Genomic DNA, 23,159 nt, shown 5'->3' with positions numbered 1-23,159 from the left:
GGCAGGATGCCGAAGTCAGTGCTTTTCCTGGAGGGAATAATGCTTAGACTTGACCCGGTTAATTTAGTAATGGTGCTGTTTGCCCTTGGCGTTGTAACAACAGCAACAGCCCAGATACTTGGCTGAAGAGCTGTCCTTTAGCGCTGCTTTTTAGCACAGAGTTCTTTAGTGCAAATTAGTTTAGTGCAAATTAGTGCAGAGCTTCTTTAGTACAGAGATGTGCACTCGAAGATTAATAATAATAACAATCGGTCGCAATACCCGACAGCGGTATGTCCCAGTTGTCAACCGGAATCTGACTGACCTTTTGGCATTCATGTGCGAGTCCCACCAGTAAGGGTTCATGGCTTCGTATGCCTTTGCCTATGAAGTTGAATGTGCGGTCGTAGTAACCACCGCCCATACCCATTCTGCGACCGCTGGCGTCAAAGCCTGTGAGAGGAAGGAGTATCAGGTCCAGTGTCCATGCTGGGCGGGGCTTGTGTCGGCGCGGGTCCGGTTCAGGAATCCCGAATCTGTTTTTGACCGTGGCTGTATTTTTGTCCCAGGGCAGAAAGGTAAGCGTGTGCCTGTTTAACGGATCGATCACCGGGAGGTAGATGGTTTTGTTTTTCTTCCATGCGTCTTCCATAAGAAGACAGGGATCAATTTCGCCGTCACGGGCCAGATACACGGCAATGTGTTTGCTGTTTCTGTAGGCAGGGTGGTTGATCAGGGTTTTGAGGAGGTTTTGGCTGGCTTGTTTCTGCTGACCCCGACTCAGGCTGTGTCGCTTTTGGCGAAGTTGTTGACGAAGTGTTTTCTTGTATTGGGCCTTCTTTTGGATAGAGAGCTGTGGGATAGAGGGTTTACCAGCTGCTGACTTGTTCTTTGTAGGCATCCAGGTCGCCAGATAAGTGTGTAATCCAGTGAAATGTGAAATAAAGTAAGGCTCCCCACTCTGCCGCTGTCTGTCTTTGCCCTTGAGAGACTTCTCTCAAGGTGGTGGCTGCTGGAATACCATGGGCTTTCCGCTTCCGAAGTAAACTCCGGGCGGACATGCACGCTCAATACTCTCGAGGAGCCGCCGGGTTGCGTAATTAAAGCCTCAGGGACGTATCGAGACTGGCGTACAGACCAGGGAACCTTGATGGGATTATATCGGCATCGAAGGGGCCTCGACCAGCCCCTGCTTATGCTAAATCGCTATGAGGAAACGCTGTCATACCCATGCGATTATTTACTTTTCAGTATGGTTCTTCTGATTTCAGCTCCAGCTCGTGATTTTCATTCAGTGCACCGTCGAGCCTTTCCAGAAGATTGCTGATCTGTTCCTGGGCTTCGATGCTGTATCTGTCGCTGCTTTTATTATTCTGCAGCAGTTCGTGGGTGACATTCAGTGCAACCATCACCGCAATGCGTTCAACCCCAATCACCTTGCCACCATGACGGATATCCCGCATGCGTTTGTCCAGGTTGCGGGCGGCCTCAATCAGCGCGGCCTCTTCCGCAGCCGGGCAGTTGATGCGGTAGTCCTTATCAAGGATGTTGACCGTGGTATTGAGTAATTCGGTACTCATGATTCATGCTCCAGAGCCTTAAGACGGCCGATCATGGCATCCACGCGGGCGCGGGCCATTTCGTTTTTTTCTATGAGCTGTGCGCGCTCTTTCTTCCACTGCTGTTCGCCGGCACGGAGAATACGGTTCTCCTGGCGCAGACGATTGCACAGGGTGATAAGCGCTTCGACCTTTTCGCTCAGATTGTTCAGATCGCTGGGTTCCATGATGCGGGCAGTCTATTGATCCTTTGAATACTAAATATATCCCCTCTTTCAGCCAACGGACAATAACCGAATGATCAGTTTTGTGTATTTGTGGTGAAAAGAGCGGGTCATCACTCACGTTTAATGAGGTACACTGCCAACATTGATGATAGAGATAATGTGTATGAAGGATCACAGTCACACACCGGAAGCATTTGATTTCGACAGACTCAGTGACCTGTTTGTCGAAGCGCGATCCTTTACACCACCTTCACAGTTGCACGGTCTGTTGTGTGGACTGTTGAGTGCGGGCAGCCGGCCGGCTCCCCAGAGTTGGCTGCATACCGCCCGCGGGCAGATGGGAGTCCCGGAGGAGATTCTTCCCCACTCCCGTACCGGATTGCTGGAATTTTATGATGTGGTGCTGGCGGAACTTGGCGCTGAGGATTTCTCCTTTGACCTGATTCTGCCGGACAGCGAAGAAGCTTTGGGTCGTCGAGCCGAAGCCCTTGGTCAGTGGTGTGCAGGGTTTATCTCCGGTTACGGCATGGCGGGCATCAGCCAGGATAAACTGTCGGAAGATGCTCTTGGCGTGTTAACGGACCTGGCCCAGATCGCCCAGGTTGAGGTTGGAGATATGGAACATACGGAAGATGCCGAGAAGGATTTCTTTGAAATTTGTGAATATGTACGCATGGGTACCCTGATGCTGTTCGGTGAAAACCGGATAGAAGCGCAGCAGGCACGTGAACAACAACAGCAGAGCAAATCAATTCACTGATGAAACTGAACAGAGCCAATTATGGTAAGCGGCGCGCTGCGCTGCTGAAGGAACTGGGGAATGGGGCAGTCCTGGTATTGCCAGGTGCCTCGGAAAAAATCCGTAACCGGGATTGCGAATACCACTTCCGCCAGAGCAGTGATTTTATCTACCTGACCGGTTTCCACGAACCGGAAGCCCTGCTGGTGCTGGTTCCCGGTCGTGAAGAGGGTGAGAGTATCCTGTTCTGCCGCAAGCGTGATCCGGCCATGGAAACATGGAATGGCCGCCGTGCCGGCCAGAAAGGTGCAGTTGAGGACTATGGTTTTGACCAATCCTTTACAATTGATGAACTGACTAAACATCTGCCGGTCATTCTTGATGGCCGGGAAACCCTTTACTACACCCCTGGCCAGGATAAGAACTTTGACCAGACCCTCTGGGGCCTGCTGGATAATCTAAAACACAGGGAACGTACCGGCGCTGTTGCGCCCCTGAAAATAGACGATCGGGACAGCCTTATACACGCCTGCCGGCAGATAAAATCTGTTGCCGAGCAGAATATGATGCGTGCTGCCGGTGAACTCAGCGCCCGTGCCCATGTGCGGGCCATGAAAGAGTGTCGCCCGGGAGTCATGGAGTACCAGCTGGAAGCGGCTGTCAACCATGAGTTTACTATGAATGGCGCACGTTTCCCGGCCTATAACACGATTATCGGTGGTGGCGAGAATGCCTGCATTCTTCACTACACCGAAAATAAAAGTGAACTGAAAGACGGCGATCTGGTATTGATTGATGCTGGCTGTGAGCTGGATGGTTATGCAGGGGATATTACCCGTACCTTCCCGGTGAATGGCCGTTTTTCTGAAGACCAGAAAGCACTTTATGATGTGGTTCTGGCTGCCCAGCTGAAAGCTATTGATGAAATTGCCCCGGGCAAGCCCTGGGATGGTTTTCACAAGGCAGCTGTCGCCCGGCTGGTGGAAGGGTTGATTGATCTTGGGCTGCTCAGTGGTGATAAGGAACAGTTGATTAAGGATGAAGCCTATAAGCCTTTCTACATGCATGGTACCGGCCACTGGCTGGGACTGGATGTCCATGATGTCGGTCCACACAAGGAAGCTGGCAAGCCATTACTGTTCAGCCCGGGTATGACTCTGACTGTTGAACCGGGTTTGTATATTGCTCCGGATAATATGGATGTGGATGCCCGCTGGAGAGGTATTGGCATTCGTATTGAGGATGATGTGCTGGTGACCGATACCGGCTGTGAAATACTGACGGCGGATGTACCTAAAACCGTGGATGCTATTGAAGCCATAATGGCTGGTTAACTCCCTCTTTATATTCAGACACGCCCGGCTGTCAGTACCGCTTTCAGCTCGGGCATGGTGGCGGCTTCAACCCAAAGGGGCCAGAACTGCTTTTCGAGAATTCTAACCAGTGAATCCTCCAACGGCTGGTACTGACTTTTCCCATCCTGTTTAACCTGTATCTGATCAGTTCGACTATTTCCTATGCGAATAAGGCAGAGCAGTGAATTCCTTATAGCCTGTTTTCTCTCAGGAGTGGCTTTGGGAAATTCCCGTTGCCATCGGGACAGTATCGCCAGCAGCAGAGTGTTGTATATGCCGTCATCCAGAAAAATTGCGTACTGATATAAGACAGTGGCGCAGTAATGATAGATGGGTTGTTCCGGCCACTCATGAAGAAAGGTGACCAGCCAGTTGGCGGGGGAATGGTATTTATCAATCTGAATACCACTGTCCAGTAAATATTCCAGATCCCGTGAGGATTTTATCGAAATTGCGGCGCATAAAAGGTTGGGGCACAGACTCCAGTGCTGACCGGGTATCTGGTTAATGGTGCGAACGGTGAGGTACTTATCCTGTTCCAGCAATAATCCCAACAGATGGCGGTCATTCCTGAGAAAAGGCAGCAGCTTTACCGCAGGAATGCTGGAAATGGTGAAAGGTTTGTTGACAACCAGCGGAGAAGCTCCTTGCAAGAGAATATCTTCAAGAATGGCTTTTGCCGCCGGTGTTAAACGGTTTTCTGGAGAACCGGCATCTGTCTGGCTGGCCAGTTCATCCCAGGGGGTTCTTCCCTGTTTATTGGGTTTTCCCATGTCTTCCTGCAATTGATGGGGCGTATAGCGGCGCAGTATCTGGTAACTTGTTGCCCGTGCCTTTTCTGGGGGGTGTTTGCCGTAAGCGGTTATCAAAATATGCAGGGGCGTGTTTCCGGAGAAAGATGACCTGTGGATATATCCCCCTTTACTGAAGTAGATATGAATGGCATTGGGGCCAGACCGAAGCGCTGTTTCCATCCAGGGCCGTGTCACTGAGTCATAGGCTGCACGACACCAGCCCCTCTCATCCGGTGGCGGCGGTGTAAAGCGTGAGAGTTTAGATCTTTTTACAGCCCTTTGAGCAAAGCTTCCCTGATCGCTGCAGGCTTTGATGTTTTGTTGCGTGCTGTTTGATTGCTCATACCTGACATGGGCAGTTCTTTTACCAAGCTGGCTGGTCCATAGAGGGGAAGTTGTTATTTGCTGCTTCATGTATGCTCTTCTCCGCCCGTAGTGTCTGGGTTGGACACCGGAAAAGAGGGAAGTTTTTGTTTAGGTCAACAGTCCTGACTGTGTTGTCCCGCAGCCGGGCAGAGTAAAATGCACATTCTATCGTCCTGTAAAAGGGACGAACAGAGTTGTCAGAGCAGTCGGCAAAACGTTTAGTAAGGGTAACAGGGGCGAGGAGTCAGGGTATGAGTCAGGCCGGATACGATATCGTGATAATCGGCGGAGGTATGGTGGGGGCAACCCTTGCCATCTCCCTGAGTCAGGCGTTACCCCGGGACGTGAGTCTTGCCGTGATTGAGGCTGTGGATCTTCCGGAAGATGTCAGTGATATCTGGCAGCCCAGTTACGATGCCCGTTCTACGGCTCTGTCAGCGGGGGCGAGGGATATTTACCGAAAGCTTGGCCTGTGGGAAGAGATTGGCTCCCGGGCTGAGCCTATTACCAATATTCATGTTTCCGACCGTGGCCACTTTGGCATAACCCGGCTCCATGCCGAAGAGCACGGGGTTCCTGCCCTTGGTTACGTGGTGGATAACAGCTGGCTGGGACAGGTGCTTGTATCCCGGCTTCGGGCCACCAGTGATATTGACTGGCTCTGTCCTCTCCGGGTGATGCGCTGTCTTCCCCAGCCAGCAGATTCCGGCTGCGCCATGATGCTGGAAACCGATGATAAGAACACTCTGAAATCCATCCGGACCAGCCTTGTAGTGCTGGCGGATGGTGGCCGTTCAGGGCTGGCGTCTGCACTTGGTCTGCAGAGCAATGAAACCCATTACCAGCAGAAAGCTATCGTGGCCAATGTCACCCCCGCCCGCCATCACCAGAATGTGGCTTACGAGCGTTTTACTGATGAAGGCCCTATGGCTCTTCTGCCCCGGGCGGATGGAAACAGTGCCCTGGTATGGACCATGCCGGAAGAGCTGGCTGAAGAACGGTTACAGCTGGTGGAAGAGGATTTTCTGGCAGAGTTGCAGGATCGTTTTGGTTATCGCCTGGGCCGTTTTGAAAAGGTGGGAGAGAGGTTCAGTTATCCACTGGCGCTGAAAGAAGTCCGTGAGCAGGTTCGTCCGGGGCTGGTGGTACTTGGTAATGCCGCCCACAGCCTGCATCCGGTGGCGGGGCAGGGTTTTAACCTTTCCCTGCGGGATATTGAAGAACTCAGTTCTCTTCTGGTTGCTGCCGCTCAAAAGGGACAGTCTCCTGGCAGTTTTCAAACATTGCGAGAATATGTGGAGAACCGTTCCCGGGATCAGCAGCGGACAGTGGGTTTCAGTGATCAGGTGGTCAGGCTCTTTTCCAACTCGTCCAAGCCCCTGGCAGGTGCCAGAAACCTTGGGTTGCTTGGCATGGAGCTGATATTCCCCCTACGGGACTGGTTTGCCAGACAGGCCATGGGGTTGGGGCAATAGATTGGGGTAGTAAGTGAAAGAAAAGATGACGAAAGATTACGATATTCTGGTGCTCGGTGGTGGTATTGCCGGTACCGCCATGGCCCTTGCCCTGGCAGGAACACCCCTGAAAATTGCCTTGGTGGATAGCGGCAGCCTGAGTGGTGATATGCCAGAGCTGGAGAGGGATCAGTTTGATCCCCGGGTCTGCGCTCTGACTGAAGCCTCCCGCAATCTATTGAACAATATCGGGGCCTGGGAATCTATTGTTGCCCGGCGTGTCAGCCCTTACAGCGGAATGCATGTGTGGGATGCCGGAGGCACCGGTAACATCTCTTTCTCTGCCCGTGAGCTGGGCGTCGCTGACCTTGGCCATATTGTTGAAAACAGCATTATTCGTGGTGTTCTGCTTCAGGGGGTGTCCGACACTTCAGTCACGCTTCTACCAGAGACAGAAGTCCGGGGGATGGCTCGGGAAGAAGGCCGTGTGGTTTTGCAGCTGAAAGATGGGGGGAACCTTGGAGCAAGGCTGCTGGTGGCGGCAGATGGGGCCAACTCACGGGCTCGCTTCTGGGCGGGAATTCCCATGCGTGAGTGGGACTATCTGCACCATGCGATTGTAACTACAGTGGAACTGGATCAGCCCCATCAGGATACCGCCTGGCAGATATTCCTCGATAGCGGCCCCCTGGCATTCCTGCCTTTGCCTTCTACAGACGATGGACGGCATTTCTGCTCTGTGGTCTGGTCGCTACACCCCGATAAAGCCAGTGAGACTATGGCGCTGGATGACAGCCATTTTCAGAAGGCGATTGGTGCAGCTCTGGAGCACCGTCTTGGCAGAGTTGTTGGCACCGACAAACGTTATTGTTTCCCGCTGCGGCAAAGACATGCACGCCAGTATCACCGGGGGCGGGTTGCTCTGATAGGTGATGCGGCTCATACCATTCATCCTCTGGCGGGGCAGGGCGCGAATCTCGGGTTGCTGGATGTGGCCAGTCTGGCGGGTGAAATTGCCAGAGCCTGCAGACGTGGTGAGGACTTTGCCAGCAAAGCGGTGCTGGACCGCTACCAGCGTTCCCGGGAGGGCAATAACCTGGCTATGGCCGGAATAATGGAAGGGCTGGAGCGACTGTTTGACAGCGATAACCTGCTGCTGCGCTGGCTGAGAAATACGGGTCTGAAGATCACAGATCAGCTGCCCCTGCTGAAACAGGAGATTATTGTCCGGGCTATGGGCATTCGGGGCGATATTCCAGTGTTATCCAGGCCTGACGTAACGGTGAAATCCCTATCCAGACAGGAGACTGATCAGGGATAACCCAGGCTATCCAACCAAAAAGTTAGTACTTCTGTACTTTGAACTATATTGCTTCCCGCGCATCAAAAAGCCTGCCCGGGTTGCGGGGGGCCGGGATGTGGAAGCAGCTCCCCGGGTTCAGAGACAAGAGGTATAGATATGTCCCGATTTTCAAGAGCGGCACTGCTGTTGCCGGCCATTGTGTTTATGGCCCTGCAGGGGTGTGGCAAAAAGGAAGAACAGAAGCCTGCCGGACTGCAGCCAGAACAAGAATCCAGTCAACAGGTCACCATTGAGGACGTTCGTCCCAAAGAGGCCAGGGGCTTTGACTGCGATGACCCCACAGGTATGATCCCGGATAAAAGATTCTGGTGCCGGGGTCTGAAAGCCTGGGAAGGCAGTGACAGTTTCAATGACGATGACCGGGAGGCCCGTGATGAGTTTATTGAAGCCTGGAAACTCGGAAACTTTGATGCCCAGCAGGGACGTGACCCGGCCGTGGAGAACCTGCAAAGCCGTCCTATTGCGGCTGATGGTTATGAAACAGGATATGTGGAAGTACTCGATGCCCAGGGCATTATTGAGTACGAGTGCACCGAGGGTGAAGAGACAGAGAATGAATTCCGTGACCGTTGGTGTGAGGCCGCTGCTGCATACAAACACAGCGGCCAGGGTACCCCTGCCAATGCTGTACTCAGGGGCAGTTATATCAATGGCTATATGGCAGGGCGGGCCATTGCCTTAACACTGCCGACGTCCATGGAATCCCTGTTCGGTGGTGAAGCCTCCAAAGATGCGATGGGAAACAAAAAGGCTATCGACAATGTTCCCCAGGACGCTCCGAAAGCGATTAAAGTATACCACCGGGGTTTTCACGATGGTTTCCAGGCCATGATTGATACAGTCCGTGAATCTGTAAATCAGGTGATGGAACAGATGCAGGGCATGCCTGGTATGGATGGCAGCGGTATGCCGGGGGATATGATTCCGGGTATGGAACAGATGATACCTCCCGGAGGTATTGAATAAGAAGCCTGCAAATGGATTCACTCTTTTTCGCTGGAACATAACAGCTTTACAATTAAACAACACAGGCAGCATTCGCTGCCTGTGTTGTAGATAAACGCTGTGTGATGGATCAGTCCACGATAAGACTATGAACAGGCTCTAACCCGGATATTTCATAAACATGCTCCCTATCTCGCTTGTTCCTTGCCGCTCTAAGGATTGAAATTAACAACCTGTCCTGGTTCGCAGACTGGTTCGCAGACCGCTTTTGCGGGAGAGATAAAATACCATCAGGTTTCCTCCCACGGAGAATTTATCCAGAGTATTGATGCCCTGGCTGGTCAGCAGTCCGAGTACAAGGTTGGCCAGCAGGAAACCGATGATAATTAAGATATCGATACTCAGGACAGGCGGAAGAAAGCTTTTGCAGTAGCTGTAGTCTGCTCGGCAACCTGCTCAACGGTTCGAGAGGTCTGCCGGGCAATCATCTTGACCACTTCCCCAAGAAAGGCAGGTTCATTTCTACGGCTTTTGGGTTTGGGGCTCAGAGTGCGGGGCAGCAGGTAGGGGCAATCGGTTTCCACCATCAAGCGATTAGCGGGAATATCGTTCAACAGCGGGTGAAGGTGAAAACCCCGGCGCTCATCGCAGACCCAGCCGGTAATGCCGATATGAAGATCCAGATCCAGGTAACGATAGAGGCTTTCTTTGTCGGCGGTAAAGCAATGAACCACCAGATCACAGATATCATCCCGATAAGCTTTCACCATTTCAGCAAAGCGCTTTGACGCATCCCGCTCATGGCAGAACATAGGCATGCCTGTGCTTATCGCCAGTTCTATCTGCTTTTCAAACACCGCTTCCTGAACCGGGCGTGGGGAAAAGTCGCGGTTAAAATCCAGACCGGTTTCCCCCGCTGCTACAACCTTGTCTTCCTTCAGCAGGTCATGGAGTTCATTAAAGTGTTGGGGAGTGGCGTCTTTGGCATCGTGGGGATGAATGCCTGCTGTCGTGTAGCAGTGATCAGAATAGCTCTGTGCCAGCTGAAGACATTTCTGTGAGCCTTCCAGGGAAGTGCCAGTCAGAATCAGGACATTGACGCCTGCTTCCAGTGCCCGATCTACAACATCGTCCCGATCTTTATCAAAAGCCTTGTCTCCAAGATTGACACCAATATCTATAAGTTCTGTCGCTGACATGGTTTTCCAGAAGTTCGTGGGCAAACGGTAAAGCTTATAGTTATAACCAGAGTGAGAACAGCTTGAAAGGGAGACCCCGGGAGAATGGCATTGCATTCTTAACGGTGGCAAGATTATTGAACAGCTCCTGATGCTGCGCTGTTTTAAATGTCTGTATGACGGAATGCCAGATCAGCTATAGAACCATGATAAGTCAGGGCGCTTTGTAAGCGTATGTGACGGTTTGAATACTGTTAGTTATTTTGGGGGCATCGTGTTTTATCCATTGGCTTTTTTACAGTAACCTGCCTTTCGTTGTGAAAATAACCATATTCCGGCATAAGGCGGACAAGGCTCTCTCATGATTATCAAGCCCAAAACGCGTGGTTTTATCTGTACAACCACACATCCCACCGGATGTGAGAAGAATGTTGAAGATCAGATCGCCTATATAAAAGCCCAGCCAAAACTGAATAACGGCCCCAAGCGTGTGCTGGTGGTCGGTTCTTCCAGTGGTTATGGCCTGGCCTCCCGTGTTGCCGCTGCTTTTGGCAGTGATGCGGCAACTATCGGTGTGTTCTTTGAAAAGCCCGCCACAGAGCGTAAGCCGGGTACTGCTGGCTGGTACAACGCAGCAGCCTTCGACAAGGCGGCCCATAAAGCCGGACTGTACGCCAAGAGCATTAATGGTGATGCCTTCTCCCACGAAGCCCGTGCAAAAGTTATCGAGCTGATCAAGGAAGACCTGGGCCAGATTGATATGGTGGTTTACTCCCTGGCTTCCCCTGTACGTAAAATGCCGGAAACCGGTGAGGTGGTGCGCTCTTCCCTCAAGCCTATCGGTCAGACTTATACGGCCACAGCGGTAGACACCAATAAGGACACTCTGTTCGAGGCCAGCGTAGAGCCGGCCACTGAAGAAGAGATCGCCAACACCGTGACCGTAATGGGCGGTCAGGACTGGGAGCTGTGGATTAACGCCCTGTCTGACGCCGGTGTACTGGCCGACGGCTGTCGTTCTGTGGCTTACAGCTATATCGGTACCGAGCTGACCTGGCCGATTTACTGGCACGGTGCCCTGGGTGAAGCGAAGAAAGACCTGGACCGTGCTGCCAAGGCTCTTAACGAGAAGCTGGCTGCTAATAACGGTGGAGCTAATGTTGCGGTTCTGAAAAGCGTGGTTACCCAGGCTTCTTCCGCCATTCCGGTTATGCCCCTGTATATCGCCATGGTCTTCAAGAAGATGCGTGAAGAAGGCTTGCACGAAGGCTGTATTCAGCAGATCTGGCGCATGATGTCTGAGCGTCTGTATACAGGTGGTGAGATTCCTGTTGATGAACAGAACCGCCTGCGTCTGGATGATTGGGAGCTGAAGGAAGATATCCAGAAGCACTGTCAGGAACTGTGGGACAAGATCACCGATGAGAACCTTGCGGAACTGACCGATTACAACGAGTACAAGCAGGAGTTCCTGAGCCTGTTTGGTTTTGGTCTGGAAGGCATTGATTACGAAGCGGATGTGAATCCGGAAGTGGAGTTTGATGTTATAACGCTGTAATAAGCGTATCGATAATTAAGCCCTGTCTGTTTGGTTACAGGCAGGGCTTAATTATTTCTATCAATTGAGTTATTTCTGAAGCTTACTTTTGAAACAGTGCCAGAAACTCACCGTAACCTTCCTCTTTTAATTTATCCACAGGCACAAAACGCATGGCTGCGGAGTTCATGCAGTAACGCAGGCCGGTGGGTGCAGGGCCATCATTAAAGACATGGCCAAGATGGGAATCTGCCTGGGCTGAGCGCACTTCCGTTCGGCGCATAAACAGGGTGTTATCTTCTTTTTCCGCAATATTGGCAGCAACCAGCGGGCGGCTGAAGCTGGGCCAGCCGGTACCGGATTTATATTTATCCAGTGAGCTGAACAGGGGTTCGCCGGAAACAATATCTACATAGATACCCGCTTCTTTATTGTCCCAGTACTCGTTTTTAAAGGGCCTTTCGGTGCCGTCTTCCTGAGTCACGTAGTACTGAAGGGGAGTCAACTTCTGTTTCAGGCTGCTCTTATCAAACTCTCTGTTTTCTACGACTCTCGTTGTAGTTCCCTCTGCAGCAGCAGAGCTGTTTGTGCTTTGAAGTGAAGTGGCTAAAACAAGACCAGACAACAAGGTCAGGGCTGTACCTGCAATCAGTTTGCGCATAGAACCTCCGGTATGCTTTGTTATTTGTTTATACGCAGGGAGGAGTCCGCTGGATTCACCGCGCTCTCCGTTTCCTGGAACTCTTCGGCTTAATATACAGGAGCTGGCCACTCCATGAACCTTCAGTTGCTCTGCTTTGTATACGCAGAGAAAATGTCATTGACTATGGTTCGTTTACGAACCAGTATGCGAAACCATGGAACAAAAACTCTATTTCCTGATTAATCAGGTGCAGCAGAAGCTGTATAAAGAAGTGGACCGTCAGGCTAAAGAGGCTCTGGGGGTTACATCAGCCCAGGCTGGTGCTCTTTTCCATTTGCAGAAGCGCAATGGTTGCCTGCAGGTTGAGCTGGGTGAAGCACTGGGATTAGGAAAGGCAGCCACCAGTGGTATGGTGGAAAGGCTGGAAAAAAACGGACTGGTGCAACGCTCCCCATCACAGGTCGACAGTCGTGCCTGGAGGGTTTTGATAACCGTTAAAGGGCTGGAAGTACTTCTGAAAGCCCGACCATTGTTCAAACGTATGAACCATGTACTGGAAGAAGGGTTTACCGGGGAGGAACTGAATGTTGTAAGACGCTATCTGAATACCGTCAGGGAGCGTGTTGAAGGCGAATAAGAAAAATATTGTACATTTGTCCTGCATTTTTATTCGTAATGTTCGTATACAAACCTGTTGGGCTAACCTGCCTGGGCCGTGTGCTGACCCAAGTCATATTTCAGCTCTGGTATATCAGAAAAACCGGGAAGAACGGTAAATGATATAAAGATGGCGACAGAAGTTGCATATATAATGCGGTTATCACCCATCAAAATAGAACTGTGCACCCGGATGATTGAGATCAACCTGTCCATTCTGAATCAATGTTATACCCGGCGTATGAACTGGTTTCCGGCTGTTGCCAAGCCTGATGGCCAGCCCCGGCGTATAGGAGGCATTGAGAAGATTCTGGAACAGTTTGATCTGATTATGCTGGATTCCTACGGTGTACTTTGCCGGGGGGCTGTGCCCATTGATGGCGCTGTCGAAATGATTGCGCTTATGCGCAGCCGTAATAAAGCTTTCAGCGTTGTGTCCAATGACACCATGACCAACAGGTCTGTCGCGGAAGAGAAGTATGGTGCCCGTGGTTTTGACTTTTCCTGCGATGAAATTGTCACCAGCCTGGATATTACCGAGAGTTGGCTGAAAACCATTGATAATCCGTCACGTTGGGGGGTTATTGCCCCCAGCCCCCACCCTTCAGAACCGTTGGTGGAGGGCATGACCCGGCTCAATGCCTGTGATGGTGTGATTCCGGAAGGCGTGGACAGCCTGCTGTTTATGGCGGGTATGGGTTGGACGGCAGAGATGCAGAAGAACCTTGAATTTTCTGCAAAGGGGCGGCAATTTAATCTGGCAGTTGGAAATCCGGATATAGGCGCGCCCTATATGCTCAATGGCACGAACTATATTCATGCCACCCCCGGATATTTTCTTGATCAGCTGGTTGAAAATTCCGGGCAGAAGGCCATTCCCCAACTGTTTGGTAAACCGGGACTCTCCATTTTCCAGGAAGTGGCAGAACGTTATGGTGTGACAGACCCATCCCGGGTGCTGATGGTCGGTGATACGCTTTATACTGATATCCTGGGAGGCAATGCCATGGGCTTTAAAACCCTGCTGCTGGAATGTGGTATTTATCAGGGGCGTGATGTTATGGACGAAATAGTCAGCGCAGGGATTACGCCGGATTTTATTGCTCCCCATCTTTGATTTTCTGAGCATTGAGGATGAACTGCGGATGGTATTATTTATAGCGTATTGGCAACATGCAAATAAAAACGGGGAGTATGGATGAAAACCCTGATGTACAGCTGCCAGAGCTATGAACGCCCTGTTTTTGAACAGTGTCTGGTGGGGAGTGGGCAGACATTTGTTTTTCAGGAGGCCCGGCTTGATATCAACAGTGCCCGTCTGGCAGATGACTGTCAGGCCGTGTGCGCTTTCGTTAATGATGATTTAAGCGAAAAAGTTCTCAAGATCCTGGCTGGTCAGGGGGTGCGCCTTGTCGCTCTCCGTTGCGCCGGTTTTAACCAGATTGATCTGGAGGCGGCAGAACGACTGGGGATAACCGTTGTGCGGGTGCCCGCATACTCTCCGGAAGCCGTGGCTGAATATACCCTCGCCATTATTCTTACCCTGAACCGGAGAACCCATAAAGCCTGGAACAGGGTAAGGGAAGGCAATTTCCAGCTTAATGGCCTGTTGGGCTTTAATCTTCATAATCGTATTGCTGGCCTTCTGGGGCTGGGGGCTATTGGCAGGGCCACTGCCCGCATATTACTCGGCTTTGGCATGGATGTACTGGCTTTTGATCCATGGATGGCTGAGGAGGAAGCCCGGGCGTTGGGCGTCCAGCTTGTCAGCCGGGAAGAGTTATACAAGCGTTCAGATGTTATCAGCCTGCATTGTCCTCTGACGGCAGAAACCCACTATATGATTGATGATCATGCCCTTGCCAGCATGAAGCCGGGAGTTATGTTGATCAATACCAGCCGGGGCGCGTTAATTGATACTTCAGCGGTTATTCGAGCCTTGAAATCCGGGCAGCTCGGTTATCTGGGGATCGACGTTTATGAGCAGGAGGGCAATCTGTTCTTCCAGGATTTGTCTGAAGAGGTGATTGTGGATGATGTGTTCCAGCGCCTGCTGACCTTTCCAAATGTTGTGGTGACAGGACATCAGGGATTCTTTACCCGGGAAGCACTTGATTCCATTGCTTTGACAACACTGAATAATATCAAAGAGTATGAAGACACGGGGCGCTGCGTAAACTGTGTGAACACTGGACATACAGGCTGATTAACCATGCTTGCAGCAATACTGAAAAGCCTGATTCAGGTTCCTGGTCTGCAATTGGTGCTGCTGTGTCTGGCCCTGCTGTTATGGTTCCGCTTCCGACAATTGTCGTACATTCTGGTTGCGTTGTCTTTTGTTTCCTTATATTTACTGTCCACCCGGCCGGTCGCCAGTCTTTTAATGAGTGGGCTGGAACGTTACCCGGCTTTTTCTACAGAGCACTTTGTTCCCGACCCCGATAATGAAGCGATTGTTATTCTGGGAACAGGGGTGCTGGGCAATACCCCTGAATATGATATGGAACCCCAGCCGGGAGCCTTGCTGACTCAGCGTTTACGGTATGGGGTAAAGGTCGCGAAGGAAACCGGGCTGCCGGTGCTGGTTTCCGGCGGTAATGTATATGGAATAAACGAAGCGCAGGTTATGAACCGGTTTTTAAACAGCCAGGGTATTGGTGTTCGCTGGGAAGAATCGGAGAGCCTGAATACCAGGGATAATGCCGCATTTTCTGCCCTCATACTGAAAAAGGAGGGTATTCATAAAGTGGTTCTGGTGACCCATGGGTGGCATATGCCAAGGTCAAAACGGGCTTTTGAAAGGGTGGGGCTTGAAGTTATACCAGCTCCAACAGCCAGTGCTGTGAGTCTCGTTTCGGACTGGCGCTACAGAGCCTGGCTGCCGGATATTCGCTGGCTGCGCAACAGCCAGCTTGCCTTGACCGAGTATATCGGTCTGTTCCGGGACAGGGTTTACTGGCATTGCCAGTGGCCCTGGGCTTCCGGTAAAAGTAATGTTATGGAAGTAAAACAATAATTGTTACCCAAAGGATGGGCTCTGCTATGTCTGTTTTCTCTAAGGTCAGTAGTGGTATTACTCTGGGATTGATGCTGGTATTTTCCCGGATCATTCTGGCCGATAGTGTTTTCCCCGATACCGAAAAACAACGGCTTCTGCAGCAAGTCTATGACCTTTCAGGTATTGAACAGCAGTTTGTTTATCTTGGGCAAACGTTCACTGAAGAAGGCCTGCGTATGGGGCGCAATGAACTGCCCGATAATGAACTGAACAGAGCCCTGCTTCAGCGTCTGGAGCAGGGACTGAAGGTAAAATATACCTCTGAACGACTGCGTACAGTTGTGCGACAGGTCATGTCCAGGGAGCTGAATCCGGGGGAATTAAAGAATATTCTTGGGATTATGAAGAACAGTGTCTGGCAGCGGGCGGTTAAACTGGAGGGGAATGCCAGCAGCCCGGAAAATATTCAGAAACTGGAAGACTATGTTTCCATTCAGCTGCAGCAGAAACTACCAAGACAGCTCCGGTTGAACCTGGTCAGAGAACTGGCCAGCAAGAATGGCTCCGTTGAACTCACTATGAATTTGATGGCGAGCGCAACACTGGCTGCGGCGGGGATTCTGATGGGGGATAAGGCTCAGATTCCGGCAGAGTTTGAACGTTCCATAAGGGAACAGATGAAGGACATGCGGGCAGAATATGAAGACCTTGTTATACGGCAGATGCTTTTTACTTACCGGTTTATGTCCGACCAGCAACTCCAGCAGTACGTTGACTTCTATGACCAGCCGGATATTCAGTCACTCAGTAAAATCATGGCTCTTTCTCTTTCAGAAGCGTTCCGCTAATACCGGACAGAGCACGCCCAGCTTCCGTTAGCAGCAGCCCCATGCTAAAAGCTGTACCAAAATTGGCCAGAGAAACCAGCTCAAAGGCTTTGAAGTTGTTGGCAAAGTGTTGCTGGCAAAGTGCTTGTCGTGCGCCATCCTGTTGAACAGTTCCTGCAGTTCCGGGAGCTGAGTTCAATCACCGATCGCCAACAGCCCCTATACTGCACTCATCGTATATAGGAGGGCAGCACCATGAGCTGGAGTCAAATGTCTCTGACAACGAAAGTCATGGTCGGTATGACCGCAGGGATTCTTACGGGATTGCTGTTAAGGCTGTTGTTTCCGGACAATGAGTTTGTCTCTGTTTATGTTGTTGAAGGGCTTTTGCTGACTTTGGGGAAAATTTTCATCATTTCTCTGAAAATGCTGGTGGTGCCACTGATTTTTGTCTCCCTGGTGTGTGGTACCTGTACCCTGAACGATGCTTCAACCCTTGGGCGACTGGGGGGGAAAACCATCGGGCTGTATCTGCTGACAACCTGCGTAGCCATTACCATCGCAATACTGGCGGCTCTTTTGGTTGGCCCGGGGGAGGGAGCCAACCTTGAAGGGGCGACGGTTTTCGAACCGAAGGAAGCGCCACCTATCGGGGATGTTCTGATCAATTTGTTTCCCAGTAACCCTATTGCTTCCATGGCCAAGGGCAATGCCCTGCAGATTATTGTGTTTGCCCTGCTTTTTGGCATGGCCATAGCCGCGGCAGGGAAAAAAGCTCAGATGATTGTTGACTTGTTTCAGAGTATGAATGAAGTGGTGATGAAACTGGTCACTCTATTGATGAATCTTGCCCCTTATGGTGTGTTCGCCTTGATGGCAAGGTTGTTCAACACCATTGAGTTCGGTGCCATTCTTAATCTGATGCAGTACTTTGTACTGGTTCTTTTTGTGCTGTTCCTTCATGTTTTTGTGACTTACTTTTTTCTGTTGAAGGTTGTTGGCGGGCTTAGTCCGAAACTGTTTATGCGGAAGATGGAAGATGCTCTGATGTTTGCATTCAGCACCTCTTCCAGCAGTGCAACCATTCCTGTCAGCCTGGAAACAGTGACCAGGCGTTGTGGTGTCAGTAACCGGATATCGTCGTTCACCGTTCCTCTGGGGGCGACGGTCAATATGGATGGCACTGCGATAATGCAAGGTGTAGCCACTGTTTTTATTGCTCAGGCCTTCTCGATAGATTTAACGCTTGGTGATTATCTGTCAGTTATTCTTACTGCGACTCTGGCTTCCATAGGTACAGCGGGGGTTCCCGGGGTTGGATTGATTATGCTGGCCATGGTGCTGCAGCAGGTGGGGTTGCCCCTGGAAGGTATCGCCCTGATTATGGGGGTGGATCGGCTGCTGGATATGGTGCGCACATCTGTAAATGTGACGGGGGATTGCACCGTAACCTGTGTTGTGGCGAAGAGCGAAGGAGAGCTGGATATGGAGGTGTTTAATAACAGGTCGGCGGGTGAGAAGGAAGAGAAGATCGATTTTCACCATATTGTTAATTGAAGAACTGTTAATTGAAGAATAAATGTTGGTTCAGTCAGGCCATCCATCTCATCCCATGGAGTGGCCTGACTATCTTTATTGCAGCAGTTATCGCTTAGAAAACTTTCACCTTGTAATCAATATAGGCACGATACTCCTTGGTCGCTTTCGCGAAGCTGGTTCCGTCGGCTTTGCGGCCTTTTGGAGAGTAATCGGCATATTTGAAGATGAATGATAAACCATCAAACATTTGGCTCTGGAATTTGTATTTCAGTACGCAGTCCACTTCTGATTCTTTAGGTTTTTCTCCACTATTACCATCCTTGAAATCATCGCCCTTGGTGTAATTAACCTCAGCGGATAATCCTGGAATGATCCGCTTGAAGTCATAGCCGATACCAGCAATCCAGGCTTTTTCATTATCGTAGATGAAATCCCCGACAATCATTGAGGTAGGAATATCAAACCCTCCGTGGGTATTCATGCCAAAGTCGTAGTAATAAACGCCAAGCTCTTTCTCGCCAGTTTTATTTTTGAATACGGCCTTTGTTTTACTGATTCCACCTAATAACGTCAGATCACCAATATCTGCGGTGATATTGAAGTGCTTAAGGTCAGCGTTTTTATTAAATGCGGATTTTCCCCAGACATACCCGATCCAGAGATTCCCATCTTTTTTCTCTTTATAATATTTACCGTTAAAGGTAATCGAAAAGCTGGGGTTTATTTTGAGCTTATAGCTGGCGTCCAGATTGTAGGTGTACAGGAAGTCTTTTGCGTGGCTGTCTTTATAGGAAAGCTTCAGTCCCATAAATTCGTAACCAATTTCGGCACCCCAGACATATTTTATCTGCTTGGCATCTCTGCTGGATGTTGTACCTGAACCTTGTTGGTCATCGGGAACATCTTTCTTTTTGAAAGATTTCAGCTTCTCAAAATTAGAGGAATTTCTCAGGGAATTTTCATCAACAGCGGCCAGACCGTAAGTCAGACCTTTATATTCTCCACCCAGGTCGAATCCCCTCCATGAGGAGGGAATTGCACGGGAACCGGAACCTGCGATAAGGCCGGTATAAATTCTTTCGCGGCCTCCTTTGAAAGAGATTAGCGGGGGCTCATTGCCGTTCTGAACCTTGGCTTTAATATAAGCTTGGCCCAGTTTACTGAAGCCGGTGTAGTTGCCACTGTCTTTTTTCAGTAAAAGGCCCCGGGCTGATTTGTCACTGGAGGAGTTGAGGTCTCCCACGGTATATATGGAAGCGTCGAAGCCGACAATATCACCGAAAAACCAATCCGACTGGAAGTTGAGTTGAACACCGAGAGCGGTAGCACCAGCATCAGGATTGGACTGTTTGGATGTACCTCTGGTTTTATCGTTTTTATCTACGAACTTGTAGGTTTTGCCATATTTATCATGAAATTCGACACCACGCACCCTGAGCTCAAGGTTGTTGCGATCCATGAAATCGGTCATCTGATCTGATAGATAATCTGCGCTGGGTTCATGGTCATCAAGGCTGTCAGCGATCGCCGGAGCAGTCAGTGTCGCAAGCCCAGACAGAAGAAATGAACGGAGTCTCATAAAACCGCAACCTGTTTGTTTGCTCAAAGAATGATTCCGTACAAGATAGATGTAGAGTCAGGACTTTGCGCACTCAAATTGCCAAATTGCGATGATCTTTATTTTATCTGTTTATGTGTACTAGTAAATTTTAAAGTGCTGGCGAATAACGCTTATATCCCGGGTTTTTGTCAGGGAAAGCTGCAGGAGAATGCGGGCCTTTTGCGGGTTAAAAAGTCCGGCGGCGATAAAGCCCAGTTCTCCGTCATTCACTTCTCCGGCTTCTGTCACCGCGCCACTCAGGGTCCGGGATGCACGCACAACAATAATGCCTTTGTCTGTTGCTTCCTTAAGGGCTTTGCCGACTTCCCTGTGAAAATTTCCATTACCGAAACCAGCATGGACTATGCCGTTATATCCGGCTTCGATAAACGCCCGTACCGCCAGGGCGCTGTCGCCGCCCGCATGGGCATAGGCTATGCCGACTTTGGGTAAAGACGTCAGGTTATCGGTATAAAATTCAGATTCTGTTGTATGCTGGCGCTGGGGGCGGCGCTGGAACTCCACCTGCTGGGTATGGATATGACCCAGAGGGCCAAAATTGGGAGCCTGGAATGTATGAATAGCGGTGGTGCATGATTTGGTCACATCCCGTGCGCCGAATACCGTGTCATTGGTCACCACCATAACGCCGCGCCCGTGGGATTCGGGAGAGACGGCTGTTGCCACGGCTTCAAACAGATTCATGGGGCCATCGGCGCTGTGGGCATTGGCGGGACGCATGGCGCCGGTAAGGATAACGGGCTTGGCGGAATGAACCGTAAGATGTAGAAACAGTGCGGTTTCTTCCATGGTATCTGTGCCATGGGTAATCACCAGGCCATCAATATCATCCCGGGCCAGCAGCTCGTTGCAGCGGCGGGCCAGGGGCAGCCAGACATGTTCGTCCATATCCTGGGAGCCAATGCTGGCTATCTGTTCGCCGGTAATATCAGCCAGGTTGCGGATTTCCGGTATGACAGACAGCAGGTCATCAACACTGATTTTGCCGGATGTATAGGAGCCGCCGGTTTCGGCGGCGGCTGATCCGGCAATAGTGCCGCCGGTGGCAAGAATAACGATGCGGGGTTTCCTGGACACGTAGTAAGGCCTTACAGAAAACAAATCATATATGCCCTGAGATATGAGCTGGTAAGTCAGGGCGGGCAGGGGCAGCCTACCGGGCAGCTCTTAATGTGGCAAGTTTTGCAGTAACCGCCTGGCCATGCACCTGCTTTCCTGGCGGTTTGTGCAGGCCGCAAGCTGAAAAATCCAGTCTTTATCCAGGCCTTCATCCAGAAACAGACGAATAAAGTTTTCAAGGTTGCGTTGGCTTTTACCTTTATTGCTTAGAAAGTGGGTCAGAGCTTTTACGGTGTTTTTCATGCTGGGGAGATCGTAATAGAACAGGTCGGTCATTGCCGAGAGTGTGGCTATTTCTGTATTGGTCAGACCCTGCTCTTTCATATATTGCACACGTGTTTCCCGCTCCCGGGAGGTAGCCGAGATACGGCAGCAGCCAAAGCAGCGAGTTACGGTTCTGAACACCGCTTTGGTTCCATTCCATAAAGGTGAGCACACTGTTTTGAACAAACCTTTTGAAGGTAGAGGAGGCGTTGATTTTTGGATCTCGCCATAAAGGCAGGACGCAAAAATCTTTAGCATGGTTGCCTGCTCCGGTTCACCATGACTCTCGAAATAACTGGCTTCTTCTATCGCCAGCATATGCAGTTGTTTCATCAGGATAACGGCATCCTGATGACTTTTCTGGCGTGCCAGGGCAATACTGTCGCTTGCATAGGTATGCAGCGCGTTGCGGACTAAAACCTGCTTAATATCCAACAGGCCGGGCAGTCGGTTCAGTAGTTTCTGATGTATCTGTCTGGCCTGGTCATCAAGCCTGGCTGTCTGACGCTGAATGTGAGCCGGAAGCAGGTAAGGCATATAAGGTGATGCACCAGGAGGGATACCGGTGCTTATGTTATGTCTTTTCCACTGGAGCCTTTTTTGCCTGGAATGACCAGGAGCCGGGCTTTCCTGGTAAAAAGGCCGCAATTGGGGTTGAAGAGGTTTTAAATAGAAGACGTTCTCCGCTGCCATAACCCTGTCCCTGAACAGTCAGTCGCTCTTATAGTTAAGAGACTGTGTCCGGGAAGCAGTTCAGCGGATGTCAGAATCACTAACGCTTTGGTTTAGAGTATTTCCGTCCAGACTAATGGAATGAAAGCTAGAAACCCCACAAACCACCTATTGGAATAATTTGAGGTACTCTATGATGTTTATGCCTTCTGGTAATGCATATTTTTTGGGTGAAGATGCTGACTGCCTGGCGTTGTAGTCATTCATGAGTGTTGAGACTGGGCAAGTCATGAAATTATATCCAGTTTAGGGGTCTGCTATGAGGCCGGCTGTTGGACAAGCTCTTTTTATTATGATTCTTTTGCTCTTCAAATCCTCTCAGGCTATGAGTGGCGCAGAGGAGACAATCCGTTATATCAACCAGCTGCTGGAGGAGGGAAAAACAGTTTCAATACTTGTTATTGATATGCAGACAGGCTACGAGCATACTTGGGTTTCCCCCGAAAAAGAGCAGGTAATTACTGAGGAAGAGAAAGTTCTCAACCACTTTAAAGATAACTCTTCTGTTATTTTTGTGGATGTGCGTTGGGCGGGGCAGGGGACAACCATTCCTTCTCTTAAGCAAGTGATGAAGGAGAAAATACTTGGGAGCGTTTTCTTCAAAAAACAAATGAATGCTTTTTCTACTTCTTCTGTTCCTGCGGGAAAGAATGAACTGGAGGTCTGGGAAACACGCCTGGAAGGACACCTGGGGCAATCTCTCAGAGAGAAAGGCGTTTCTGAGGTTGTACCTATGGGGTGTTTCTCTATTGAGTGTGTCTATAGTACGGCTACAGGCGCTTCCAAAGCAAAATTCAATGTCCATATTGATGAAGACTTAATGATTGTTCAGGATGCGAGCCTACTGGCGTTTTATTCAAGCGCCGAGCAAAAATCCAGAACTTATGTGGCCTGGAGGAGCTTGAAGGCAAAATTCCCTCAGATAAGGCTTATCACTGAAGAGAGTTCCAGACAGGAGGCTTGCGCCTTGTGACACACGAGTCGTTATTCACCTTCTGGTACAGGATAAGAGGTCAGAAGGCTTTCCTTTTGCGGCTAACTGCCTGAAAGACCGGGAATTCATGAGTGTGTTCTTCTCCCTGGTAGTGGGGAATGCTACTCAGTACTTCACCTTTCGGGCTGATAAGCGCTGTGATACCGTCGTTAGTTACCCGCAGCTGGTAACGCCCGGTTTCCAGTGAGCGCATACGCACCATTTGGAAGTGCTGCTCAGGGGCAATGGAAGTACCAAACCAAGTGTCGTTAGAAACCGTAAGCAAAGCT

At 50.5% G+C, this 23,159-nt stretch carries 25 protein-coding genes and 1 other RNA gene; 14 read left to right on the top strand and 12 right to left on the bottom strand.

Translation table 11 applies throughout. The features are described 5' to 3' along the window. Positions 1-232: 232 nt before the first annotated feature. The 4 genes from ACY2RQ_RS05910 to ACY2RQ_RS05895 all read right to left on the bottom strand — a co-directional run bounded on the left by ACY2RQ_RS05910 (position 233) and on the right by ACY2RQ_RS05895 (position 1,765). Positions 233-880, bottom strand: a complete 648-nt coding sequence (locus ACY2RQ_RS05910) for a 5-formyltetrahydrofolate cyclo-ligase (RefSeq protein WP_490112036.1) — start codon at positions 878-880, stop codon at positions 233-235. 48 nt (positions 881-928) lie between these two features. Further along, positions 929-1,126, bottom strand: a non-coding RNA gene (gene ssrS / locus ACY2RQ_RS05905) — 6S RNA. 100 nt (positions 1,127-1,226) lie between these two features. Beyond that, complete coding sequence (locus tag ACY2RQ_RS05900; RefSeq protein ID WP_490112035.1) at positions 1,227-1,559, bottom strand: cell division protein ZapA; 333 nt, start codon at positions 1,557-1,559, stop codon at positions 1,227-1,229. Then, on the bottom strand, positions 1,556-1,765 hold the full coding sequence (locus tag ACY2RQ_RS05895; protein ID WP_490112034.1) for a TIGR02449 family protein: 210 nt from the start codon (positions 1,763-1,765) through the stop codon (positions 1,556-1,558). Before ACY2RQ_RS05895 ends, ACY2RQ_RS05900 begins: the two co-directional genes overlap by 4 nt. Before the next feature lie 163 nt (positions 1,766-1,928). On the opposite strand from ACY2RQ_RS05895, the gene ACY2RQ_RS05890 reads away from it, so the two are divergent. Continuing rightward, complete coding sequence (locus ACY2RQ_RS05890) at positions 1,929-2,525, top strand: UPF0149 family protein (protein ID WP_490112033.1); 597 nt, start codon at positions 1,929-1,931, stop codon at positions 2,523-2,525. Beyond that, positions 2,525-3,838, top strand: a complete 1,314-nt coding sequence (gene pepP, locus ACY2RQ_RS05885) for a Xaa-Pro aminopeptidase (protein ID WP_490112032.1) — start codon at positions 2,525-2,527, stop codon at positions 3,836-3,838. The genes ACY2RQ_RS05890 and pepP overlap by 1 nt, the downstream gene beginning before the upstream one ends. 14 nt (positions 3,839-3,852) lie before the next feature. Here the strand turns inward: pepP and ACY2RQ_RS05880 are convergent, their stop codons facing one another. After that, positions 3,853-5,067, bottom strand: a complete 1,215-nt coding sequence (locus tag ACY2RQ_RS05880) for a hypothetical protein (protein WP_490112031.1) — start codon at positions 5,065-5,067, stop codon at positions 3,853-3,855. Positions 5,068-5,270: 203 nt separating this feature from the next. On the opposite strand from ACY2RQ_RS05880, the gene ubiH reads away from it, so the two are divergent. From ubiH to ACY2RQ_RS05860, 4 genes are all read left to right on the top strand, one after another. Continuing rightward, positions 5,271-6,494, top strand: a complete 1,224-nt coding sequence (gene ubiH / locus ACY2RQ_RS05875) for a 2-octaprenyl-6-methoxyphenyl hydroxylase (protein WP_490112030.1) — start codon at positions 5,271-5,273, stop codon at positions 6,492-6,494. Positions 6,495-6,519: 25 nt separating this feature from the next. Beyond that, positions 6,520-7,794, top strand: a complete 1,275-nt coding sequence (locus ACY2RQ_RS05870) for an FAD-dependent monooxygenase (RefSeq protein ID WP_490112029.1) — start codon at positions 6,520-6,522, stop codon at positions 7,792-7,794. Between the two features lie 138 nt (positions 7,795-7,932). Continuing rightward, the gene (locus tag ACY2RQ_RS05865; RefSeq protein WP_490112028.1) at positions 7,933-8,802 is read left to right on the top strand and encodes a hypothetical protein; all 870 of its coding nucleotides are present in this window, start codon (positions 7,933-7,935) and stop codon (positions 8,800-8,802) included. 198 nt (positions 8,803-9,000) lie between these two features. Further along, the gene (locus ACY2RQ_RS05860; protein WP_490112027.1) at positions 9,001-9,171 is read left to right on the top strand and encodes a hypothetical protein; all 171 of its coding nucleotides are present in this window, start codon (positions 9,001-9,003) and stop codon (positions 9,169-9,171) included. 11 nt (positions 9,172-9,182) lie between these two features. Here ACY2RQ_RS05860 and ACY2RQ_RS05855 read toward each other — a convergent pair whose 3' ends face one another. Then, on the bottom strand, positions 9,183-9,980 hold the full coding sequence (locus ACY2RQ_RS05855; RefSeq protein ID WP_490112026.1) for a TatD family hydrolase: 798 nt from the start codon (positions 9,978-9,980) through the stop codon (positions 9,183-9,185). 340 nt (positions 9,981-10,320) lie between these two features. On the opposite strand from ACY2RQ_RS05855, the gene fabV reads away from it, so the two are divergent. Then, positions 10,321-11,517, top strand: coding sequence for an enoyl-ACP reductase FabV (gene fabV / locus ACY2RQ_RS05850; RefSeq protein WP_490112025.1), 1,197 nt, complete (start codon positions 10,321-10,323; stop codon positions 11,515-11,517). 82 nt (positions 11,518-11,599) lie between these two features. On the opposite strand, the gene msrB is transcribed toward fabV, so the two are convergent. Then, positions 11,600-12,157, bottom strand: coding sequence for a peptide-methionine (R)-S-oxide reductase MsrB (gene msrB / locus ACY2RQ_RS05845; RefSeq protein ID WP_490112024.1), 558 nt, complete (start codon positions 12,155-12,157; stop codon positions 11,600-11,602). A 196-nt stretch (positions 12,158-12,353) separates the two neighbouring features. Between msrB and ACY2RQ_RS05840 the strand changes: the two genes are divergently transcribed. From ACY2RQ_RS05840 to ACY2RQ_RS05820, 5 genes are all read left to right on the top strand, one after another. Beyond that, positions 12,354-12,776: a MarR family winged helix-turn-helix transcriptional regulator gene (locus ACY2RQ_RS05840; RefSeq protein WP_490112023.1), complete on the top strand. Its 423-nt coding sequence runs from the start codon at positions 12,354-12,356 to the stop codon at positions 12,774-12,776. Between the two features lie 174 nt (positions 12,777-12,950). Further along, complete coding sequence (locus tag ACY2RQ_RS05835) at positions 12,951-13,913, top strand: HAD-IIA family hydrolase (protein ID WP_490112022.1); 963 nt, start codon at positions 12,951-12,953, stop codon at positions 13,911-13,913. Positions 13,914-13,994: 81 nt separating this feature from the next. Further along, entirely contained in the window at positions 13,995-15,002 is a 1,008-nt protein-coding gene (locus ACY2RQ_RS05830; protein ID WP_490112021.1) for a 2-hydroxyacid dehydrogenase, read from the top strand. Between the two features lie 6 nt (positions 15,003-15,008). Further along, positions 15,009-15,812, top strand: a complete 804-nt coding sequence (locus ACY2RQ_RS05825) for a YdcF family protein (protein WP_490112020.1) — start codon at positions 15,009-15,011, stop codon at positions 15,810-15,812. A 26-nt stretch (positions 15,813-15,838) separates the two neighbouring features. After that, positions 15,839-16,642 carry a hypothetical protein gene (locus ACY2RQ_RS05820; RefSeq protein WP_490112019.1) on the top strand — a complete coding sequence of 268 codons (804 nt, stop codon included), beginning with the start codon at positions 15,839-15,841 and terminating at the stop codon, positions 16,640-16,642. Here ACY2RQ_RS05820 and ACY2RQ_RS05815 read toward each other — a convergent pair. Beyond that, positions 16,608-16,820 (bottom strand): hypothetical protein, encoded by a 213-nt coding sequence (locus tag ACY2RQ_RS05815; protein WP_490112018.1) that lies wholly within the window; start codon positions 16,818-16,820, stop codon positions 16,608-16,610. The genes ACY2RQ_RS05820 and ACY2RQ_RS05815 overlap by 35 nt on opposite strands. Before the next feature lie 71 nt (positions 16,821-16,891). Here ACY2RQ_RS05815 and ACY2RQ_RS05810 point away from each other — a divergent pair, with 71 nt between their 5' ends. Then, the gene (locus tag ACY2RQ_RS05810) at positions 16,892-18,178 is read left to right on the top strand and encodes a dicarboxylate/amino acid:cation symporter (protein WP_490112017.1); all 1,287 of its coding nucleotides are present in this window, start codon (positions 16,892-16,894) and stop codon (positions 18,176-18,178) included. Positions 18,179-18,272: 94 nt separating this feature from the next. Here ACY2RQ_RS05810 and ACY2RQ_RS05805 read toward each other — a convergent pair whose 3' ends face one another. From ACY2RQ_RS05805 to ACY2RQ_RS05795, 3 genes are all read right to left on the bottom strand, one after another. Beyond that, positions 18,273-19,739 carry an OprD family outer membrane porin gene (locus ACY2RQ_RS05805; RefSeq protein ID WP_490112016.1) on the bottom strand — a complete coding sequence of 489 codons (1,467 nt, stop codon included), beginning with the start codon at positions 19,737-19,739 and terminating at the stop codon, positions 18,273-18,275. Between the two features lie 120 nt (positions 19,740-19,859). Next, complete coding sequence (locus ACY2RQ_RS05800; protein ID WP_490112015.1) at positions 19,860-20,858, bottom strand: type II asparaginase; 999 nt, start codon at positions 20,856-20,858, stop codon at positions 19,860-19,862. Positions 20,859-20,948: 90 nt separating this feature from the next. Then, on the bottom strand, positions 20,949-21,701 hold the full coding sequence (locus ACY2RQ_RS05795) for a hypothetical protein (RefSeq protein ID WP_490112014.1): 753 nt from the start codon (positions 21,699-21,701) through the stop codon (positions 20,949-20,951). A gap of 520 nt (positions 21,702-22,221) precedes the next feature. Between ACY2RQ_RS05795 and ACY2RQ_RS05790 the strand changes: the two genes are divergently transcribed. Next, entirely contained in the window at positions 22,222-22,869 is a 648-nt protein-coding gene (locus ACY2RQ_RS05790; RefSeq protein WP_490112013.1) for an isochorismatase family protein, read from the top strand. A 40-nt stretch (positions 22,870-22,909) separates the two neighbouring features. Here the strand turns inward: ACY2RQ_RS05790 and ACY2RQ_RS05785 are convergent, their stop codons facing one another. Further along, positions 22,910-23,155, bottom strand: a complete 246-nt coding sequence (locus tag ACY2RQ_RS05785) for a nitrilase-related carbon-nitrogen hydrolase (protein WP_490112012.1) — start codon at positions 23,153-23,155, stop codon at positions 22,910-22,912. Positions 23,156-23,159: the final 4 nt, after the last annotated feature.

This window comes from Parendozoicomonas sp. 209JJ7-1 (genome assembly GCF_058147085.1).
The sequence above is the reverse complement of the archived record's forward strand: the minus strand, read 5'-3'. Positions and strand labels throughout refer to the sequence as shown.

What these genes read in the sequence shown, in the direction of transcription:
- ACY2RQ_RS05895 (WP_490112034.1), bottom strand. Translation starts at nt 1,765, where the DNA reads ATGGAACCCAGCGATCTGAACAATCTGAGCGAAAAGGTCGAAGCGCTT.
- ACY2RQ_RS05900 (WP_490112035.1), bottom strand. Translation starts at nt 1,559, where the DNA reads ATGAGTACCGAATTACTCAATACCACGGTCAACATCCTTGATAAGGAC.
- ACY2RQ_RS05795 (WP_490112014.1), bottom strand. Translation starts at nt 21,701, where the DNA reads ATGCCTTACCTGCTTCCGGCTCACATTCAGCGTCAGACAGCCAGGCTT.
- pepP (WP_490112032.1), top strand. Translation starts at nt 2,525, where the DNA reads ATGAAACTGAACAGAGCCAATTATGGTAAGCGGCGCGCTGCGCTGCTG.
- ACY2RQ_RS05790 (WP_490112013.1), top strand. Translation starts at nt 22,222, where the DNA reads ATGAGTGGCGCAGAGGAGACAATCCGTTATATCAACCAGCTGCTGGAG.
- ACY2RQ_RS05890 (WP_490112033.1), top strand. Translation starts at nt 1,929, where the DNA reads ATGAAGGATCACAGTCACACACCGGAAGCATTTGATTTCGACAGACTC.
- ACY2RQ_RS05880 (WP_490112031.1), bottom strand. Translation starts at nt 5,067, where the DNA reads ATGAAGCAGCAAATAACAACTTCCCCTCTATGGACCAGCCAGCTTGGT.
- msrB (WP_490112024.1), bottom strand. Translation starts at nt 12,157, where the DNA reads ATGCGCAAACTGATTGCAGGTACAGCCCTGACCTTGTTGTCTGGTCTT.
- ACY2RQ_RS05870 (WP_490112029.1), top strand. Translation starts at nt 6,520, where the DNA reads ATGACGAAAGATTACGATATTCTGGTGCTCGGTGGTGGTATTGCCGGT.
- ubiH (WP_490112030.1), top strand. Translation starts at nt 5,271, where the DNA reads ATGAGTCAGGCCGGATACGATATCGTGATAATCGGCGGAGGTATGGTG.
- ACY2RQ_RS05910 (WP_490112036.1), bottom strand. Translation starts at nt 880, where the DNA reads ATGCCTACAAAGAACAAGTCAGCAGCTGGTAAACCCTCTATCCCACAG.
- ACY2RQ_RS05840 (WP_490112023.1), top strand. Translation starts at nt 12,354, where the DNA reads ATGGAACAAAAACTCTATTTCCTGATTAATCAGGTGCAGCAGAAGCTG.
- ACY2RQ_RS05830 (WP_490112021.1), top strand. Translation starts at nt 13,995, where the DNA reads ATGAAAACCCTGATGTACAGCTGCCAGAGCTATGAACGCCCTGTTTTT.
- ACY2RQ_RS05835 (WP_490112022.1), top strand. Translation starts at nt 12,951, where the DNA reads ATGCGGTTATCACCCATCAAAATAGAACTGTGCACCCGGATGATTGAG.
- ACY2RQ_RS05810 (WP_490112017.1), top strand. Translation starts at nt 16,892, where the DNA reads ATGTCTCTGACAACGAAAGTCATGGTCGGTATGACCGCAGGGATTCTT.
- ACY2RQ_RS05805 (WP_490112016.1), bottom strand. Translation starts at nt 19,739, where the DNA reads ATGAGACTCCGTTCATTTCTTCTGTCTGGGCTTGCGACACTGACTGCT.
- ACY2RQ_RS05865 (WP_490112028.1), top strand. Translation starts at nt 7,933, where the DNA reads ATGTCCCGATTTTCAAGAGCGGCACTGCTGTTGCCGGCCATTGTGTTT.
- fabV (WP_490112025.1), top strand. Translation starts at nt 10,321, where the DNA reads ATGATTATCAAGCCCAAAACGCGTGGTTTTATCTGTACAACCACACAT.
- ACY2RQ_RS05820 (WP_490112019.1), top strand. Translation starts at nt 15,839, where the DNA reads ATGTCTGTTTTCTCTAAGGTCAGTAGTGGTATTACTCTGGGATTGATG.
- ACY2RQ_RS05825 (WP_490112020.1), top strand. Translation starts at nt 15,009, where the DNA reads ATGCTTGCAGCAATACTGAAAAGCCTGATTCAGGTTCCTGGTCTGCAA.
- ACY2RQ_RS05855 (WP_490112026.1), bottom strand. Translation starts at nt 9,980, where the DNA reads ATGTCAGCGACAGAACTTATAGATATTGGTGTCAATCTTGGAGACAAG.